21 protein-coding genes are annotated in these 18,435 nt (G+C 60.1%); 14 read left to right on the forward strand and 7 right to left on the reverse strand.

The genetic code is table 11. From position 1 onward, the window contains the following. Window positions 1–58 precede the first annotated feature (58 nt). From ahpF to HDC32_RS02305, 3 genes are all read right to left on the reverse strand, one after another. The gene (ahpF, locus tag HDC32_RS02295; RefSeq protein WP_145337796.1) at window positions 59–1,624 is read right to left on the reverse strand and encodes an alkyl hydroperoxide reductase subunit F; all 1,566 of its coding nucleotides are present in this window, start codon (window positions 1,622–1,624) and stop codon (window positions 59–61) included. A gap of 130 nt (window positions 1,625–1,754) precedes the next feature. Further along, entirely contained in the window at window positions 1,755–2,318 is a 564-nt protein-coding gene (gene ahpC / locus HDC32_RS02300; protein WP_003173835.1) for an alkyl hydroperoxide reductase subunit C, read from the reverse strand. A 133-nt stretch (window positions 2,319–2,451) separates the two neighbouring features. Further along, on the reverse strand, window positions 2,452–3,384 hold the full coding sequence (locus HDC32_RS02305) for a site-specific integrase (RefSeq protein ID WP_131696221.1): 933 nt from the start codon (window positions 3,382–3,384) through the stop codon (window positions 2,452–2,454). A gap of 170 nt (window positions 3,385–3,554) precedes the next feature. Here HDC32_RS02305 and HDC32_RS02310 point away from each other — a divergent pair, with 170 nt between their 5' ends. Next, entirely contained in the window at window positions 3,555–4,562 is a 1,008-nt protein-coding gene (locus tag HDC32_RS02310; RefSeq protein WP_184742328.1) for a DNA-binding protein, read from the forward strand. On the opposite strand, the gene gorA is transcribed toward HDC32_RS02310, so the two are convergent. After that, window positions 4,563–5,921 carry a glutathione-disulfide reductase gene (gene gorA, locus HDC32_RS02315; RefSeq protein WP_131696219.1) on the reverse strand — a complete coding sequence of 453 codons (1,359 nt, stop codon included), beginning with the start codon at window positions 5,919–5,921 and terminating at the stop codon, window positions 4,563–4,565. It abuts the gene before it with no gap. Between the two features lie 99 nt (window positions 5,922–6,020). Further along, entirely contained in the window at window positions 6,021–6,860 is an 840-nt protein-coding gene (gene galU / locus HDC32_RS02320) for a UTP--glucose-1-phosphate uridylyltransferase GalU (RefSeq protein ID WP_003212579.1), read from the reverse strand. 309 nt (window positions 6,861–7,169) lie between these two features. Here galU and HDC32_RS02325 point away from each other — a divergent pair, with 309 nt between their 5' ends. After that, window positions 7,170–7,355, forward strand: coding sequence for a hypothetical protein (locus tag HDC32_RS02325; protein WP_131696218.1), 186 nt, complete (start codon window positions 7,170–7,172; stop codon window positions 7,353–7,355). A gap of 141 nt (window positions 7,356–7,496) precedes the next feature. Then, entirely contained in the window at window positions 7,497–7,778 is a 282-nt protein-coding gene (locus tag HDC32_RS02330) for a hypothetical protein (RefSeq protein WP_027606590.1), read from the forward strand. A gap of 9 nt (window positions 7,779–7,787) precedes the next feature. Here the strand turns inward: HDC32_RS02330 and HDC32_RS02335 are convergent, their stop codons facing one another. Together HDC32_RS02335 and HDC32_RS02340 are read right to left on the reverse strand one after the other, a co-directional pair. Further along, window positions 7,788–8,018, reverse strand: coding sequence for a hypothetical protein (locus HDC32_RS02335; RefSeq protein WP_027606591.1), 231 nt, complete (start codon window positions 8,016–8,018; stop codon window positions 7,788–7,790). 20 nt (window positions 8,019–8,038) lie between these two features. Continuing rightward, the gene (locus tag HDC32_RS02340; RefSeq protein ID WP_131696217.1) at window positions 8,039–8,389 is read right to left on the reverse strand and encodes a hypothetical protein; all 351 of its coding nucleotides are present in this window, start codon (window positions 8,387–8,389) and stop codon (window positions 8,039–8,041) included. A 212-nt stretch (window positions 8,390–8,601) separates the two neighbouring features. On the opposite strand from HDC32_RS02340, the gene HDC32_RS02345 reads away from it, so the two are divergent. The 11 genes from HDC32_RS02345 to HDC32_RS02395 all read left to right on the forward strand — a co-directional run bounded on the left by HDC32_RS02345 (window position 8,602) and on the right by HDC32_RS02395 (window position 18,346). Continuing rightward, the gene (locus tag HDC32_RS02345) at window positions 8,602–8,904 is read left to right on the forward strand and encodes a DUF1883 domain-containing protein (protein ID WP_003173824.1); all 303 of its coding nucleotides are present in this window, start codon (window positions 8,602–8,604) and stop codon (window positions 8,902–8,904) included. A 24-nt stretch (window positions 8,905–8,928) separates the two neighbouring features. Next, on the forward strand, window positions 8,929–9,096 hold the full coding sequence (locus tag HDC32_RS02350) for a hypothetical protein (RefSeq protein ID WP_167656289.1): 168 nt from the start codon (window positions 8,929–8,931) through the stop codon (window positions 9,094–9,096). A gap of 4 nt (window positions 9,097–9,100) precedes the next feature. Continuing rightward, the gene (alkB, locus tag HDC32_RS02355; RefSeq protein ID WP_131696216.1) at window positions 9,101–9,766 is read left to right on the forward strand and encodes a DNA oxidative demethylase AlkB; all 666 of its coding nucleotides are present in this window, start codon (window positions 9,101–9,103) and stop codon (window positions 9,764–9,766) included. Between the two features lie 75 nt (window positions 9,767–9,841). Next, window positions 9,842–10,888: a bifunctional DNA-binding transcriptional regulator/O6-methylguanine-DNA methyltransferase Ada gene (ada, locus tag HDC32_RS02360; protein ID WP_131696215.1), complete on the forward strand. Its 1,047-nt coding sequence runs from the start codon at window positions 9,842–9,844 to the stop codon at window positions 10,886–10,888. A gap of 105 nt (window positions 10,889–10,993) precedes the next feature. Continuing rightward, window positions 10,994–12,052 carry a nitronate monooxygenase family protein gene (locus tag HDC32_RS02365; RefSeq protein ID WP_184742330.1) on the forward strand — a complete coding sequence of 353 codons (1,059 nt, stop codon included), beginning with the start codon at window positions 10,994–10,996 and terminating at the stop codon, window positions 12,050–12,052. Between the two features lie 119 nt (window positions 12,053–12,171). Further along, window positions 12,172–12,930: a molybdate ABC transporter substrate-binding protein gene (gene modA, locus HDC32_RS02370; protein ID WP_184742332.1), complete on the forward strand. Its 759-nt coding sequence runs from the start codon at window positions 12,172–12,174 to the stop codon at window positions 12,928–12,930. Further along, entirely contained in the window at window positions 12,931–13,611 is a 681-nt protein-coding gene (modB, locus tag HDC32_RS02375) for a molybdate ABC transporter permease subunit (protein WP_184742334.1), read from the forward strand. Window positions 13,612–13,616: 5 nt separating this feature from the next. Then, the gene (gene modC / locus HDC32_RS02380) at window positions 13,617–14,696 is read left to right on the forward strand and encodes a molybdenum ABC transporter ATP-binding protein (RefSeq protein ID WP_184744074.1); all 1,080 of its coding nucleotides are present in this window, start codon (window positions 13,617–13,619) and stop codon (window positions 14,694–14,696) included. Window positions 14,697–14,775: 79 nt separating this feature from the next. Continuing rightward, complete coding sequence (locus HDC32_RS02385) at window positions 14,776–15,825, forward strand: DNA topoisomerase IB (RefSeq protein WP_131696211.1); 1,050 nt, start codon at window positions 14,776–14,778, stop codon at window positions 15,823–15,825. A 124-nt stretch (window positions 15,826–15,949) separates the two neighbouring features. Beyond that, window positions 15,950–17,572, forward strand: coding sequence for an ABC-F family ATP-binding cassette domain-containing protein (locus HDC32_RS02390; protein ID WP_184742336.1), 1,623 nt, complete (start codon window positions 15,950–15,952; stop codon window positions 17,570–17,572). A gap of 69 nt (window positions 17,573–17,641) precedes the next feature. Beyond that, the gene (locus HDC32_RS02395) at window positions 17,642–18,346 is read left to right on the forward strand and encodes a YoaK family protein (protein ID WP_131696209.1); all 705 of its coding nucleotides are present in this window, start codon (window positions 17,642–17,644) and stop codon (window positions 18,344–18,346) included. The last annotated feature ends 89 nt before the right edge of the window (window positions 18,347–18,435 follow it).

Below are 18,435 nucleotides of genomic sequence, written 5' to 3' on the forward strand. Positions count from 1 at the left end.
AACACACAACAAAAAACCCCATGATCACTCATGGGGTTTTTCGTTTCCGGGCCTGGACTTACGCCGGAGCGGAGGTCCGGATCAAGTGATCGAAAGCACTCAGGGAAGCCTTGGCGCCCTCGCCTACCGCAATCACGATCTGCTTGTACGGCACGGTCGTCACGTCACCGGCAGCGAATACCCCTGGCAGTGAAGTCTCGCCACGGGCATCGACAATGATCTCGCCACGCGGGGTCAATTCCACAGTGCCTTTAAGCCAGTCGGTGTTGGGCAGCAAGCCGATCTGTACAAAGATGCCTTCCAGGTCGATGGTCTTGAACTCGCCAGTATCGCGGTCCTTGTAGGCCAGGCCGGTGACCTTCTGGCCGTCGCCTTTGACTTCACTGGTCAGCGCGCTGGTGATCACATCAACGTTAGGCAGGCTGTACAGTTTGCGCTGCAATACCGCGTCGGCGCGCAACTTGCTGTCGAACTCCAGCAAGGTCACATGGCTGACGATACCGGCCAGGTCGATGGCCGCTTCAACGCCGGAGTTACCGCCGCCGATTACCGCCACACGCTTGCCCTTGAACAACGGACCATCGCAGTGCGGACAGAAGCACACGCCCTTGGCCTTGTATTCCTGCTCGCCCGGTACACCCATTTCGCGCCAGCGGGCGCCGGTGGCCAGGATCACGGTCTTGGACTTGAGGGTCGCGCCGCTTTCAAAGCGAATTTCATGCAAGTCACCGGCGTTTTTTGCTGGGATCAGGCTGCTGGCGCGCTGCAGGTTCATGATGTCCACGTCGTACTGGCGTACGTGGGCTTCCAGGGCGCTGGCCAGTTTCGGCCCTTCGGTTTCCTGTACCGAGATAAAGTTCTCGATGGACATGGTGTCCAGCACCTGGCCGCCAAAGCGTTCGGCGGCAACACCGGTGCGAATACCTTTACGTGCGGCGTAGATGGCCGCTGCGGAACCGGCCGGGCCACCGCCGACGACAAGCACATCAAAGGCATCTTTGGCGCTGATTTTCTCGGCGGCTTTTTCAATGCCGCTGGTGTCGAGCTTGGCGAGGATTTCCTCCAGGCCCATGCGGCCCTGGCCGAAGTTCACGCCATTCAAGTAAACGCTCGGCACTGCCATGATCTGACGTTCGTCGACTTCAGCCTGGAACAGCGCGCCGTCGATGGCGACGTGGCGGATGTTCGGGTTGAGCACGGCCATCAGGTTCAGCGCCTGGACCACGTCCGGGCAGTTCTGGCAGGACAGCGAGAAGTACGTCTCGAAGCTGAACTCACCTTTAAGGGCGCGGATCTGTTCGATGACTTCGACACTGGCCTTCGACGGGTGGCCACCGACTTGCAGCAGGGCCAGCACCAACGAAGTAAATTCATGGCCCATGGGGATGCCGGCGAAACGCAGGCTGATATCGGCACCCGGGCGGTTGATGGAGAACGATGGCTTGCGCGCATCATCACCATCGGTTTTCAGGGTAATCAGCGTGGTGAGGCTGGTTACGTCCTGCAAAAGGGCAAGCATTTCCTGGGATTTCGCGCCGTCGTCGAGGGAGGCGACGATCTCGATCGGCTGGGTGACCCGTTCCAGGTATGACTTCAACTGAGCTTTAAGATTGGCGTCCAACATACGGGCGATTTCCTATTAATTCGGTTTATTGCAGACAAAAAAACGCCCGAGCGACTCTCGCCCGGGCGTTTTGAGGGCGGATGCAGCTTACTTAAGTGCGGAGTTCCGCCCTTGAGACGTCTTCACAGACTTAGATCTTGCCGACCAGGTCCAGGGACGGAGCCAGAGTAGCCTCGCCTTCTTTCCACTTGGCTGGGCACACTTCGCCTGGGTGGGCAGCTACGTATTGAGCGGCCTTGATTTTGCGCAGCAGCTCGGAAGCGTCACGGCCAACACCGCCGTCGTTCAGTTCAACGATCTTGATCTGACCTTCCGGGTTGATCACGAAGGTACCGCGGTCAGCCAGGCCAGCTTCTTCGATCAGTACGTCGAAGTTGCGGGAGATGGTCAGGGTCGGGTCGCCGATCATGGTGTACTGGATTTTACCGATGGCTGGCGAAGTGTTGTGCCAGGCAGCGTGAGCAAAGTGGGTGTCAGTGGAAACGCTGTAGATTTCGACGCCCAGTTTCTGGAATTCGGCGTAGTTGTCAGCCAGGTCTTCCAGCTCGGTTGGGCAAACGAAGGTGAAGTCGGCTGGGTAGAAGAACACTACCGACCATTTGCCTTTCAGGTCAGCGTCGGTCACATCTACGAAGTTGCCGTTTTTGTATGCAGTCGCTTTGAACGGTTTTACTTGGCTGTTGATGATAGGCATCGTTGACTCTCCGTCAGGGGTTAAGAAGTTGATGAAGTGAATCCTACCCACTCTCTCGGCGGATGGCTCATTGGCAAACCTGATGCTGACGATTGGTTTTCCCTATCAGGTGACGGTATTAATAGAAGAAATCTCAAAGCAGCGGTTGAGTGGCCAATGTCATGCCGAGAAAGGGCGTTGCTTCAACATAGCGCATGGCGGATTTCATGTCGCTCCAGCCGACGTAACTCATCAGCGACTTCAAGTCCCAGCCGCTGCGATGGGCCCAGGTGGCAAAACCCCGGCGCAACGAGTGGCTGGTGTATTGCTCGGCGGCGATGCCCGCACGCTCAAGCGCCTGGCGCAGCAGCGGAATCACGCTGTTGGGGTGCAAGCCCTCCTCCCCCAGATTTCCCCAGCGGTCGATGCCCCGGAATACCGGACCGCGCACCAGGGCCGACGCGCTGAGCCATTCGCTGTAGGCCTGCACCGGACACAGGCGCAGCAACGCCGGGGTGTGATAGGTCTTGCCGAGGTTGTCGCGGTCACTTTTGCTGCGCGGCAGATACAGGCTGATGCCGGCACCGGGTGTGGCCTGCACGTGTTCGATACTTAATCGGCACAACTCATCGCTACGAAAACCGCGCCAGAAGCCCAGCAGGATGAGCGCAGTGTCACGCTTGGCGCGCAGCAATCGCGGTGGATCCTGCGCCTCACTGGCCTCTCGCGCTTCAGCCTCAAGGGAGGCCACTACCTGCTCCAGATGCCTGAGCTGCAATGGCTCGGCCTGCTTCTCCTGCGCCGGGTGCACGGCGCGAATCCCCTTGAGCACCTTGCGCACCACCGGCGCTTTCGTCGGGTCGGGAAAGCCCTGGCTGGTATGCCATTGCGCCAGTGCCGAGAGCCGCAGCTTCAGGGTGTTGACCGCCAGCACACCCGCATGCGCCACCAGATAACGCGCCACGCTGTCGCTGGTAGCCGGCAGAAATCCGCCCCAACTGACTTCGAAGTGTTCGATGGCCGCGCGATAGCTGCGGCGCGTGTTATCGCGGGTGGCGGCGTTGAGGTAACGATCCAGATCGCTCATGGGAGGCCTATTCGTACTGCTGGCAGACATATAAGCGTTCCAGACGCCAGTGACACGGGATAATACGCCAATATCCCATCTGTTAAATCATGAATTTAAACGAATTTTTATTCGTGATATGGTATGTATCTACATAATACATACCACAGTACTAAATCGACGGAGACCCCATGGCTCGCGGCGGCATTAATAAAGCAGTAGTTCAAACGGCACGCCTGGCGATCCTTGCCCGTGGCGAGAACCCCAGCATCGACGCGGTACGCATCGAGATGGGTAATACCGGCTCGAAGACCACGATCCACCGCTATTTGAAGGAGCTGGACGACAGCGAAGCCCGCCTGACCATTACCGAAGCCCCGATTGACGACGAGTTGGGTGAACTGGTTGCACGGTTGGCGCTGCGCTTGAAGGAGAAAGCTCAAGAGCCGATTGACCTGGCCCTGGCGCAGTTCGAACAGCAAAAAGCCGCCCTGCTCGCCCAGATCGAGGCGCTTGAAGAAGCTCACGCCGAACTCAAGCAGCAATTCGATATTCAAGCGGCCGCCCTGGCAGAAGAAAGCGCCGCCCTGCAAACCACCAGTACCAGCCTGCAAACCGAGCAAACCCGCAACGCTGGGCTCAGCCAGGCCTGCAGTGATTACGAACTGCGGATCAGCGACAAGGACGAGCAGATTCGCTCGCTGGAAGAAAAGCACCTGCACGCCCGCGAGGCGCTGGAGCACTACCGCAATGCGATCAAAGAGCAGCGCGAGCAGGAACAGCGGCGCCACGAAGGCCAGCTGCAGCAAGTACAGGCAGAACTACGCCAAGCCCAGCAAAGCGCAATGGTTCGCCAAGATGAGATCACCCAGCTGCATCGCGACAATGAGCGCTTGCTGATCGAGCACCGAGTGACGACAAAGGAATTGGCTGCGCTGCTGGAAGAAACCCGCAAAGGCCAGGCCCAGCAACTGAAACTGAACGAACACGTGAACCAGATCGACAGCGAGCGCACCCTGCTTCAGGAACGCCTGCGGGTGGCCTTGCTTGAAAGCGAGTCACGCCAACAAGCGCTGGCTGAGCACGGGCACACCAACAAGCACCTGGAACTGGAGCTTATGAAGGCCCACGCCACTATCGAAGCGTTGCGCCTGGCGGCCGCCGTTGCAGCGACGCCAGAGGCAACACCACCCACCTGATCAGTCCGCCACAGGCGTGCGCATGGTGACGAACTCTTCCGCCGCCGTGGGATGCACGCCGATGGTTTCATCGAAGTGCTGCTTGGTCGCGCCCGCCTTGAGCGCGATCGCCAGGCCCTGGACGATCTCGCCCGCGTCCGGACCGACCATGTGGCAGCCCAACACCCTGTCGGTGTCGGCATCGACCACCAGCTTCATCAAGGTTTTTTCCTGGCACTCGGTCAAGGTCAGCTTCATCGGGCGGAAACGGCTTTCGAAGATCTGCACCCGGTGCCCATTCTTCTTCGCCTCCTCCTCCGTCAGGCCGACCGTGCCGATATTCGGCAGGCTGAATACCGCTGTCGGGATCATTGCGTAATCCACCGGACGGTATTGCTCGGGCTTGAACAAGCGACGCGCTACTGCCATGCCTTCGGCAAGCGCCACCGGCGTCAGCTGCACACGGCCGATCACATCGCCGATTGCCAGGATCGACGCTTCGGTGGTCTCGTACTGGTCGTTCACCTGGACGAAACCTCGCTCATCCAGTTTGACACCGGTATTTTCCAAGCCCAGGTTATCCAGCATCGGCCGCCGGCCGGTGGCATAGAACACGCAATCGGCCTCCAGCACGCGACCGTCTTTCAAGGTTGCCTTAAGGCTGCCATCGGCTTGTTTGTCGATACGTTCGATATCGGCATTAAATTGCAGGTCCAGGCCACGCTTGGTCAGTTCCTCTTTAAGGTGCGTGCGCACTGAACCATCAAAGCCGCGCAGGAACAGATCGCCGCGATACAGCAATGACGTCTGCGCGCCCAAGCCATGGAAAATCCCGGCGAACTCAACCGCGATATAACCGCCACCTACCACCAGCACACGCTTGGGCAACTCTTTGAGGAAGAACGCCTCATTGGAGCCTATCGCGTGCTCACGTCCCGGAATATCCGGAATCTGCGGCCAGCCCCCGGTAGCGATCAGGATGTGCCTGGCTGTAAAACGCTCGCCATTGATTTCCACCTGGTGCGGATCAACCAGGCGCGCATGGCCTTCATGCAGGGTCACGCCACTGTTGACCAACAGGTTGCGGTAGATGCCATTGAGGCGATTGATCTCGCGATCCTTGTTGGCGATCAGGGTCGCCCAATCAAAATTCGCTTCCCCCAGGGACCAGCCAAAGCCACTGGCTTGCTCGAAGTCTTCGGCAAAATGTGCGCCGTACACCAATAGTTTCTTCGGCACGCAGCCAACGTTTACGCAGGTGCCACCCAGGTAGCGACTTTCCGCCACGGCCACCTTGGCCCCAAAGCCTGCAGCAAAGCGCGCCGCGCGAACACCGCCGGAACCGGCGCCAATTACATACAGGTCAAAATCGTAGGCCATTTCATTCTCCTCGGCAGGACATCAGCATACCGACTTACATGGGGCTGAAAAACGAAAAAGCCACCCGAAGGTGGCTTTTCAAAGGCAGGTCAGCGTGAATCAGTAAGCTTTGCCTGTCTTGTAGAAGTGCTCGTAGCAGAAGTTGGTGGCTTCGATGTAGCCTTCGGCGCCACCGCAGTCAAAACGACGACCCTTAAACTTGTAGGCGATCACGCAACCGTCTTTGGCCTGCTTCAACAGGGCGTCGGTGATCTGGATCTCGCCACCCTTGCCTGGCTCGGTTTCTTCGATCAGCTTGAAGATGTCCGGAGTCAGAATGTAACGACCGATGATCGCCAGGTTAGACGGTGCATCTTCAGGCGCCGGTTTTTCAACCATGTCACGTACGCGGATCAGACCATCACCAATATCGTCACCGGCAATCACGCCGTACTTGTTGGTCTCTTGAGGATCAACCTCTTGAACCGCAACGATGGTGCAACGGTATTTCTGGTACAGCTTGACCATCTGGGTCAGTACGCCGTCGCCTTCCAGGTTCACACACAGGTCGTCCGCGAGTACGACGGCGAACGGCTCGTCACCAATCAACGGGCGGCCGGTCAGGATGGCGTGGCCCAGACCTTTCATCTGGGTCTGACGGGTGTAGGAGAACGAGCACTCGTCCAGCAGCTTGCGGATGCCGACCAGGTATTTTTCCTTGTCGGTGCCCTTGATTTGGTTTTCCAGCTCGTAGCTGATGTCGAAATGGTCTTCCAGTGCGCGCTTACCGCGACCGGTGACGATGGAGATTTCGTTCAGACCGGCATCCAGTGCCTCTTCGACGCCGTACTGAATCAGTGGCTTGTTTACCACCGGCAGCATCTCTTTGGGCATGGCCTTGGTCGCTGGCAAGAAGCGAGTGCCGTAACCGGCTGCTGGGAACAAGCATTTCTTGATCATATAAGTCCTTACAAAGGGCTGTGCGTACGGAGTTCGGCGCAGTCTAATCAGGCCGCAGTCACCTTACAATGGGTTCTGCTGGCGTTGCGATGTCATCATAGAGAAAAAATGTCGGCGTAAGTTCCGCTGATCTTACAAAGAGCGACTCTGCCGTCACGGTAAAAAACCCCGTTTCCTCATGTTTAAAGGGGCTGCAACCCTTTTAGCACGCTTTTCAGCCCAGAACACTGACCTGGAATAACTTGCGCGGCATTGGGACATTTGGCGCTATCATTACGCCCTTGAATCAGACCACGAGATTGTTAATAGATGTCAGAACCAAAAGGCGTGAACGGCTACCTGATCACCAAGCGAGCGGACGGCTGGCACCTGATCAACTTCCACGGAGACAGCGTCGCGGGCGTGTTCGAGAGCGAAAGCATGGCGATCGCGGTCGCCGAAGTATTTGTGGATGAAGCGGGCCACGCATCGAGCAAAAGGCCGAAGGGCAAGTAAGCCAGCAGGCCTGTGCAAAAAGCCCCGAACCAGGGGCTTTTTTGGGTTTTGCCTGTACCTAGATGGCAGTTCGCTATAATCTTTCAAAAACGCCCCACGACAGTGTCAGCGCCCCTCCCACACCCTCGACGACGAACACACATGAACAAATTTCTGGCACTGACTGCGGTACTGGCACTTGCCGGCTGCACCACCACTTCCGATGTCTACCTCAAAAACGGCGAGCAAGGCCTGACCATCGACTGTTCAGGTGAAGCCAACTCCTGGGCCAGTTGCTACGAAAAAGCCGATGCCTCCTGCGCAGGCACCGGATATCGCATTGTCGGCACCGAGGGCACGCCATCGCTGAAAGAAAGCGACAAGACCCTGGGCCAGGATGTGGGCAACTACAAAAGTCGCAGTGTGGTGGTGGTCTGCAAGTAACCCCGAGGGTTATAGGTGGATCTCGGCAAATTTGATGCCCAGCTCCCGAAGGATCTCGCTGAGTTCGTCAAGACTGGCAAAGGACTCGACTTCATCCTGATCATCCACCAGAAAAAAGCTGCGACCGCCGCTTTTCTTGAAGAAGACGATCCACTCGCCCAGATCGGCGGGGTTCTGGATGACATGGGTGGCCGAGATTTCACCCTCGGCATGACGGGCTTTGACGTGTTCACGCTTCATATCGGCTTTCCCCAGCGGCATCAACCGGAAATGCACTCTTCACCGGCCTTTTTCACGTCACCCGGGCGGATAGGCACGTTGGACATGCTCTCGTAGAGCTTGATGCTGCTACCGCTGGAGCGCTCTTCAATATCGAAAATTGCCGAAGGATCGGCGGAAAGTTTCTGCGGCACGATGACCTGGACACCGTCTTTATGCGGTTCAATCTGCGGCGGCCGACGGGTGGCCGACAATTTTCTTACCACACACGCGGCGTACTCCTGGGGTTTTTTCCCGGAGATGACGGCCAACGTCGGCGGGGTCTGCTTGATATCTGCAACCGAAGCACACCCACCTATCGCCAAGGCCAGAACCAACACACTCCACTTCATACAAATCCTCCATTAAAGACCCTACGACAGCGGAGATAGTAATTTTCTCCCGCCCACGTAGGATTTATCGCTTATAACTCGGTAAATAACTGTTTTAAATTGTCGACGCCGTTGAAGACGGGCCGATAATAAACGCGCTGGGGCTGATAAACTCCATCTTAACCTACGTATCATTCTGATTTTTCAGAAAAAGCCCTTCTGGAGACACCCTCATGAAATTTATCCACCAGCGCGAGCACCTCAACGAGGGGGACATTGTCGTCATCGAATGCTCGCAGACTTGTAATATTCGCCTGATGAGTGACGCAAATTTTCGCAGTTTCAAGAATGGCGGCCGCCACACGTACCACGGCGGCGCGTTCGACAAGTTCCCCGCCAAGATCACCGCACCCAGCACCGGGTTCTGGAATATCACCCTGGACGTGGTGACACGCCGCGCAATCAGCGTCACGCGCAAGCCTGCGTTGTCCCACAAGATTCGCATCGTACGTCGCACCAGCACCAAGCTGAGCTGACTCGAACAGCCACAGGAAATCACCGTGACCACCACTACCAAATACGTGATCAAGTACAAGCTCAATGGCGAACGCCGCTTTGAGTTCGCCCAACTTACCACCAACAGCGTAGAAGAGGCCCTGCAAGCCCTGGCGAAAATCCACGATACCAGCGATGAAATCACCGACATCAACGTGAGCAAGGCGCTGTAAGGCAATGCCCGGGCCCACAGATGACTTGTTCGCCGATGACGCCCTGCAACAACCAGCAGCACGTGAGCAGATCGGCGAACAGTCCTACGTCCTAAGGGGATATGCCCTGCCCTGGATTGAGCGCCTTCTACCAGAACTGCGCCGTGTGCTGGCGCAATCGCCGTTTCGGCAAATGGTTACGCCCGGTGGCTTTACCATGTCGGCAGCCTTGAGCAGTTGCGGCGCGCTGGGCTGGACCAGCGACACCAGCGGCTACCGCTATACGCCCCTGGACCCTCGCACCCGGCAGCCCTGGCCAGCGCTGCCGGACACCTTGCGCCAACTGGCCATAGAAGCCGCAGCAGACGCCGGGTTTGTCGACTTTGCCCCCGACGCCTGCTTGATCAATCGTTATGTTCCGGGCGCGAAAATGTCCTTGCACCAGGACAAGAATGAACGTCGCTACAGCGAGCCCGTCGTGTCTATATCCCTTGGACTGCCGGCAGTTTTCCTGTTTGGTGGTCACGCGCGTAGTGACAAGACCCGCAAGGTCTCGCTGTTCCATGGTGATGTGGTGGTCTGGGGCGGGGTCGATCGGCTGCGCTTTCATGGGGTGACGCCGATCAAGGAAGGCGTGCACCCGATCATGGGCCCGCAACGTATCAACCTCACTTTTCGCACCGCCGGCTGATTTGACCGCAAGCTTCGGAGTGCCAGGCCACTGCGGCACGGCTAATCTGGCCAGGATCCGTCAAGAGTGCCAACTATGACTACCGAACAAGATCTGCGCTGGGCTGCGATTCTTGCCCGCGATCCAAAAGCCGACGGGCTGTTCGTCTACGGCGTAAAAACCACTGGTGTGTATTGCCGCCCGAGCAGCGCCTCGCGATTGCCCCGCCCGGAAAATATCGAGTTTTTCGACACCCCGGCACAGGCCGAGGCCGCCGGTTATCGCGCCAGTAAACGCGCAGCCGGTGACCAGACGCAGCTGGCTGCGCAGCATGCGCAATTGGTGGCTGACGCGTGCCGGCAGATCGAACACGCCGACACCGCGCCCAGCCTCAACACGCTGGCGAGCCGGGCCGGACTGAGCCCGTTCCATTTCCACCGCGTGTTCAAAGGCGTGACCGGCCTGACGCCCAAGGGTTACGCCAGCGCCCATCGCTCACGCAAGGTGCGCCAGGGGCTCAAGGGCCCGCATTCGGTAACCGATGCGCTGTATGAAGCCGGCTTCAATTCCAACAGCCGCTTTTATGAGTCGGCCAACCAATTGCTCGGCATGACGCCCAGCGACTACAAGGCCGGCGGCACCAACAACCAAATTCTATTTGCCGTCGGGCAATGCTCGTTGGGTGCGATCCTGGTGGCGCAGAGTGCCCGTGGTGTGTGCGCGATTCTATTGGGGGATGACCCGGACAAACTGGTGCGCGACCTGCAGGACCAATTCCCCAAGGCCAACCTCGTGGGCGCCGACCGTCGTTTCGAACAGCTGATCGCCCAAGTGGTGGGGTTTATCGAGGCTCCCGCCCTGGGCCTGGACCTGCCGCTGGACCTGCGCGGCACGGCGTTTCAGGAGCGGGTATGGCAGGCCTTGCGCGAAATCCCGGTGGGCAGCACGGCCAGCTACGCGCAGATCGCCCAGCGTATCGGCGCACCCACGTCTTTTCGCGCGGTGGCCCAAGCCTGCGGAGCGAACAGCCTGGCGGTGGCGATTCCCTGTCATCGGGTGGTGCGCAGCAATGGTGATTTATCCGGCTATCGCTGGGGGGTTGAGCGCAAGCGGCAGCTGCTCGATCGCGAAAAAGACCACTGACGCGCACGAAAGGCCCACCTCGTCCAGTGAATAAAACAGACTGGCCGGGTGCCAGGTACCCTGCTAAAACAGCGAAAAAACCGACTCACGCTGGAGACGCATCCCATGAGCACCTGGCCAGACACCCGCATTCTCGACCTGCTCGGCATCGACGTGCCTATCATCCAGGCGCCGATGGCCGGTGCCACTACCGCCGCCATGGTCATCGCCGCCAACGAAGCGGGCGCCCTGGGATCGATGCCGGCGGCCACACTGAGCATCGAGCAACTGCGCGCCGCGCTGACCAGCATTCGCCAGGCCAGTACGCGCCCCATCAACGTCAACTTCTTTTGCCACCAGCCCCCTGCCGCCGACGAAGAACGTGATCGACGCTGGAAGGCTCTGCTGGAGCCCTACTACCGCGAGCTGGGTGCCGATTTTGAGGCGCCAACGCCGGTTTCCGATCGCGCACCGTTCAACGACGCGGCTTGCCAGGTGGTTGAAGCGTTCCGGCCCGAGGTCGTCAGTTTTCACTTTGGCCTGCCGGAAAAATCCCTGCTGGATCGGGTAAAAGCCACCGGCGCCAAGGTGCTGTCGTCAGCCACCACCGTTGAAGAGGCGATCTGGCTGGAGCAGCGCGGTTGCGACGCGATTATTGCCATGGGCATTGAAGCCGGGGGGCATCGCGGGATGTTCCTGAGCGACGACCTCAACAGCCAGATAGGCCTGATGGCATTGGTGCCGCAGATCGTCGACGCGGTGACCGTACCAGTGATTGCGGCCGGTGGTATTGGCGATGCACGTGGCATCGTCGCAGCCTTGGCGTTGGGCGCTTCAGCGGTACAGATCGGTACCGCGTATCTGTTCACCCCCGAAGCCACGATCACAGCCTCCCATCACCATGCGCTGCGCCATGCACAGGCCAGCGAAACCGCCCTGACCAACCTGTTCACCGGGCGCCCGGCGCGGGGCATCATTAACCGGGCAATGCGGGAGCTGGGAGCGATCAACCCCATGGCACCCGCGTTTCCCAGGTCCGGCGGCGCATTAATACCGCTCAAAGCCAAGGACGAAGCAGGCTTCAGCAACCTGTGGTCCGGCCAGGCGCTACGCCTGGGTAAAGACACAAGCACCTATGAACTGACCCGCGAATTGGCCGAGCAGGCTTTAGCAAAACTCAAATAGCGCTTTCACCCGCGGCAACTTTGCACTGTACCGGCAATGGCCAACCGCTATATATTCCCATACATAGCGGTTACATTTTCTACCTATAACAGGCCGTACAGTCCCCAAGGAGCTGCTTCATGAAGATTCACGCCTTACGCCTGACCATGCTGGCCGCCGCGTTCGCTGTCGGTTCGGCCCATGCCGATGAGGTCCAGGTAGCCGTAGCGGCCAACTTCACCGCACCGATCCAGGCGATTGCCGCCGACTTCGAAAAAGACACCGGCCATAAGCTGGTCGCGGCCTACGGCGCCACCGGGCAGTTCTACACCCAGATCAAGAACGGCGCGCCGTTCGAAGTGTTCCTGAGTGCCGACGACACCACCCCGCAGAAACTTGAAAGCGAAGGCGACACCGTCAAAGGCTCGCGCTTCACCTACGCCGTGGGCACCCTGGCGCTGTGGTCGGCCAAGGAAGGCTATGTGGACGCCAAGGGTGAGGTCTTGAAGAGAAACGAATTCAAGCACCTGTCCATCGCCAACCCGAAAGCCGCGCCTTATGGCCTCGCCGCTACCCAGGTGCTGGCCAAGCAAGGGTTGACCGAGAAGGTCAAGGACAAGCTCGTCGAAGGCCAGAACATCACCCAAGCCTTTCAGTTTGTCTCCACCGGCAATGCCGAGTTGGGTTTCGTCGCCTTGTCGCAGATCTATAAAGACGGCAAAGTCACCAGCGGTTCGGCCTGGATCGTCCCTGCCACCCTGCACGACCCGATCAAACAAGACGCGGTGATCCTCAACAAGGGCAAAGACAGCGCCGCAGCCAAGGCCCTGGTCGAGTACCTCAAGGGGCCGAAAGCCGCTGCCGTTATCAAGTCCTACGGTTATGAGCTGGCCAAATAAATGCCCCTGTCGAGTGCCGATTTTTCCGCAATCTGGTTGACCCTCAAACTGGCGTCACTGACCACGGTGATCCTGCTGGTCATCGGCACTCCGATCGCCTTGTGGCTGTCGCGCACCCGTTCATGGTGGCGCGGCCCTATCGGCGCGGTGGTGGCCCTGCCGTTGGTACTGCCGCCCACGGTAATCGGTTTCTACCTGCTGTTGACCATGGGGCCCCATGGCTACGCTGGCCAGTTCACCCAATGGCTCGGCCTGGGCACCCTCACCTTCAGCTTCGCCGGGCTGGTGATTGGTTCGGTGATCTATTCCATGCCGTTCGTGGTGCAGCCGTTGCAAAACGCCTTCTCCGCCATCGGCACTCGCCCATTGGAAGTGGCCGCGACCCTACGCGCCAATCCCTGGGACACCTTCTTCACCGTGATCCTGCCCCTGGCGCGCCCGGGATTTGTTACCGCGGCCATTCTGGGCTTTGCGCATACCGTCGGCGAATTCGGCGTGGTGCTGATGATCGGCGGCAATATCCCGGACAAAACCCGTGTGGTCTCGGTGCAGATCTACGATCACGTCGAAGCCATGGAGTATGCCCAGGCCCATTGGCTGGCGGGCGCCATGGTGGTATTCGCGTTCCTCGTGTTGCTGGCGCTCTACTCCAGCCGTAAAACCAAGATGGGCTGGAGCTGATGTCGATGATCAATGTGCGCCTGAACGTGAAGTACCCAGGCTTTGCCCTGGACGTGGACCTGCAGTTGCCCGGCCGTGGGGTGACTGCGCTGTACGGGCACTCGGGCTCCGGCAAGACCACCTGCCTGCGCTGCATCGCCGGGCTGGAGCGCGCCGAAGACGGGTTTATCCAGATCAACGATGAAGTCTGGCAAGACAGCCGCAACGGGCTATTCGTGCCGCCGCACAAGCGCGCGCTCGGCTACGTGTTCCAGGAGCCGAGCCTGTTCCCCCATCTGTCGGTGCGGGCCAACCTGGAGTTCGGTCTCAAACGCATCGCGCGCCCGCAACGCCGGGTGGATATGCTTCAGGCTACGGAGTTGCTGGGGATCGGCCATCTGCTTGAGCGTCACCCCCAACACCTGTCCGGCGGTGAACGCCAGCGTATCGGTATCGCCCGTGCCCTGCTCACCAGCCCAAAACTACTGTTGATGGATGAGCCCCTGGCCGCTCTCGACAGCAAGCGCAAAAGTGAAATCCTGCCCTACCTGGAACGCCTGCACGACGAACTGGACATCCCCATGCTGTACGTCAGCCATGCCCAGGATGAGGTGGCACGCCTGGCCGATCACATCGTGTTGCTCAGCGACGGCAAGGCGCTGGCCAGTGGTCCCATCGGCGAAACCCTGGCGCGGCTCGACCTGCCCCTGGCGTTGGGGGACGACGCGGGCGTGGTGATCAACGGCAGCGTCAGCGCCTACGACGATCACTACCAACTGCTCACGCTGCAACTGCCCGACAGTGCCCAGCATCTGCGCGTGGCCCATGCACCGCTGGCGTTGGGCAAGGCGTTGCGGGTCAAGGTACAGGCACGCGACGTCAGCCTCAGCCTGCACGCCGGAGAGCACAGCAGCATCCTCAACCGCCTGCCGGTGACGGTTACCCAAGAGATTGCAGCGGATAACAGCGCCCATGTGCTCGTGCGCCTGGACGCGGATGGCACGCCGTTGCTGGCGCGTATCACGCGGTTCTCCCGTGACCAGTTGCAACTGCATCCCGGCCAATCGATGTGGGCACAAATCAAAGCGGTCGCCGTACTGGCGTAAGAAACCTTTTTGGCACGACCGCACACAGCTGCGGTCAATCAGGCATACCGGCCTGTTCTGCTTCCAAGGAAACCGCACCATGCCCGACTCCGCGCTGCCCGCCGACCTGCCCCGCGACCTGCATTACGTTGACGACACCCAGCCCGGCATCCGCCGCAAGAAGCTGCGCGGCAAATTCCAGTACTTCGACGCCAAGGGCGAGCGCATCCAGGACGCCGATGAGATCAAGCGCCTGAACGCCCTCGCCGTCCCTCCGGCCTATACCGACGTGTGGATCTGCGCCGACCCGCGCGGCCACCTGCAAGCCACCGGCCGCGACGCCCGTGGGCGCAAACAGTACCGCTATCACGCGCGCTGGCGCGAGGTGCGTGACAGTGACAAGTACGCTCGGCTGCAGGAATTCGGCAACGCCCTGCCGAAACTGCGCAGACAGCTGGAAGCGCAGATCGCCGAACCCGGCTTCACCCGCGAAAAAGTCCTGGCCACGGTGGTGATGCTGCTGGACGCCACGCTGATCCGTGTCGGCAATACCCAATATGCACGAGACAACAAATCCTACGGGCTGACCACCCTGCGCAACCGCCATGTGGATGTGAAAGGCAGCGAAATCCAGTTCCAGTTTCGCGGCAAGAGTGGCGTGGAGCACCAGGTCAGCGTCAAGGACCGGCGCCTGGCCACAGTGGTCAAGCGCTGCCTGGAGTTACCAGGGCAAAATCTTTTCCAGTACCTGGACGAGGACGGCGAGCGGCACACCGTCAGTTCCCATGACGTCAACGCCTACCTGCACGACCTTACCGGTGCCGACTTCACCGCCAAGGATTACCGCACCTGGGCTGGCACCGCCATGGCGCTGGCGGTGCTGCGGGAGTTGGAATGGCAACCGGAATCCGACGCCAAGCGACATGTGGTGGCGATGGTCAAGGATGTCGCCAAACAGTTGGGCAACACGCCCGCCGTGTGTCGCAAGTGTTATATCCACCCGGCCGTGCTGGAGCATTTCAGCCTGGGTGAATTGTCCAAGCTGCCCAAGCCACGGCTGCGCAAAGGCCTGAAGGCCGAGGAAGTCGCCCTGGCGATGTTCCTTGAGCAACTGGCCGCCGACTTGCCCCAGAAAGCCAAGGCGGGTTAGGCTCTGCCTCCCTTCTGACTCCCGGGACGACCGCCGACGTGAACCACTAAGCCTTCCAAAATGTATCTGCAACAAGCCGCAAGGCGCGCTTGTTGGCCTGTTCGACATTTTTTTGGAGGTGCTGATGACTGACGTCAACCGGCTGCCCGTATTGGTTTCCCTGCAACACCTGTGCTTCGAGTTCGCCAACGGCGAGACCTTGCTGGACGACCTGAGCCTGTCCATCGACCACACACCCACCGGCATCGTGGGGCGCAATGGACGGGGCAAAAGTATCCTCGCCAAACTCATCGCCGGAGTGCTGCTACCCACCAGCGGCTCACTCGATTGCTCGGCCAGCGTGGCCTATGTGCCGCAGTACCTGGCGGTGACCGCAGGGGAAACCGTCGCCCACATTGCCGGGGTCGCCGAGGCATTGGCGGCCCTTGAACGCATGGCCCGGGGCGAAGCGCAGGTCGACGACCTGGCGCTGATCGACGATCGCTGGGACCTTACCGATCGTTTGCGCCGGGCCCTGGATGCAGCAGGTCTGGAACAACTCGGTTTTGCAGCGCCGGCCGAGCGACTCAGTGGCGGCCAATTGGCTCGAGTCGCGATAATCGGTGCGCTGTTGGCCGCCCCCCAACTGCTGGTGCTGGATGAACCCACCAACCACCTCGACAGGGCTGGCCGCACCTGGTTACTGCGTGTGCTGAAGGATTGGCGCGGCGGCCTGGTGGTGGTCAGCCATGATCGGCAATTGCTCGACACCATGGGCCGCATCGTCGAACTATCGCCCCTCGGACCACAGGTGTATGGCGGTAACTACCAGGCTTATCGCACCCAACACGACGGGCAGCAACAGGCCGCCATCGCTGCGTTGGAACACGCTCGCCAGGCACGCAGCCGCGAACGTCGGCGCCTGCAAATGGACCACGATAACCTGCAACGTAACGCCGCCCAATCGCGCAAACACGCAGAGACCGCCAACGTGGACCGGTTTACCAGGGCTCGGTGGAAAAACGCCGCCACCGAGGTCGTCGACACACGGCACCGCGCACACCTCGCCGACAAAGCCCGGTTGGATGACCAGGTGCGCCAGGCCTATGCGCGCGTCATCGATGAATCCCCCACCTTGTTGGCTTTGCCAGGCTCAGCGGTACCCAATGGCCGACAGGTGTTGGCCCTGGTCAATGCCCGGTTACCGTGGCTGGACCACCCAGCGCTCACCCTTAACCTGATGGGCCCGGTGCGCGTTGCCGTGCGTGGGCCAAACGGCTGCGGAAAATCCACCTTGCTCAAGCTGCTGGCAGGCCAATGGCAGCCGCTCAGCGGTGAATGCCACGTGTTTGTGCCCAGTGCCTATATCGATCAGCACCTGGCGCTGCTGGACGACCGGCGCTCCGTCGTCGAACAGCTCAACCTGCTCGACACACCACTGGCCGAAGCCGAACTGCGTACGCGCCTGGCGTTGCTGCAACTGGATGCCCTGCGGGTGACACAACCGGCCGCGCACCTCAGCGGCGGCGAGCGTTTGAAAGCCGCGATGGCGATTGCGCTGTGGCGTGAGACACCCGCGCAACTGCTGTTGCTCGACGAGCCCACCAACCACCTGGACCTGGAATCGGTGAACGCTTTCGAGCAGGCGTTGCGAGGTTTTACCGGGGCGATGGTGGCGGTCTCCCATGACGAAGCATTCGTTCAGGCGATCAAGCCGACTCACCTTTTGACGTGGGAGACTGAGGGTTGGCGCCTGGAGAGTGTCTGAGGTTATTGCGCGCGCAATCAAAGCGTCCTAGGGTAGTGGCCGGATAATCTCACCGAGGAAGCCGGCCCTATGTTGCCTTCGCCCCACAAGCCGTATGCCAACGCCGCACTGGCCCATCAAAAGCGCTGGCGGGGCCGCGTCGGCCTGATGCTGGTGGCCAGCCTTTCGGTATTGGCGGGCATGACTGACGCCATCGGCTTTATGGCCAGCGGCGACTTTGTTTCGTTCATGAGCGGCAACACCACGCGCCTGGCAGTGGCCATCAGTGTTGGGGATCTCGGCTTGACCGCACGCCTGCTGTTGCTGGTCGCCACATTCGTCGCCGGTAACGCCTTGGGTGTAGTGGTCAGCCGTCTCAGCCGGCGCCATGCCCTGCCCCTGCTGCTGTGTATTGCAACGTTGCTCTGCGGCGCAGCCTTGTTGCCCTTCGCCGATACATTGCCCGCGCTGCTGGCGGCGATTATCGCGATGGGCATGCTCAACGCAGCCGTGGAAGAGGTCAACGGCTTGCCGGTGGGTCTTACCTACGTCACTGGCGCGCTGTCACGCTTTGGGCGCGGACTGGGACGCTGGATGCTGGGGGAACGCCGTAACGGCTGGCGGGTGCAACTGATTCCGTGGGCGGGAATGTTTGTCGGCGCGGTGATCGGCGCGTTGCTGGAACAGCACATGGGGCTGAGGGCGCTGGTGGTCAGCGGTGTATTGGCGGGGGTGTTGGGGCTGGTGTCGCTGAAGATTCCCCGGCGCTGGCATTTGGGTTTTATGCCGCGATAAGGAACAAAGGTGCCCGCCCGACGGTTAGGCCTCGACGTCCGTGTACTGGTAAAGAGCCATTATGTCGGGCGGGCGGATTGAATCATAAG

This window comes from Pseudomonas sp. JAI120 (assembly GCF_014207255.1).
In the GTDB taxonomy this organism is placed as follows: Bacteria; Pseudomonadota; Gammaproteobacteria; order Pseudomonadales; family Pseudomonadaceae; genus Aquipseudomonas.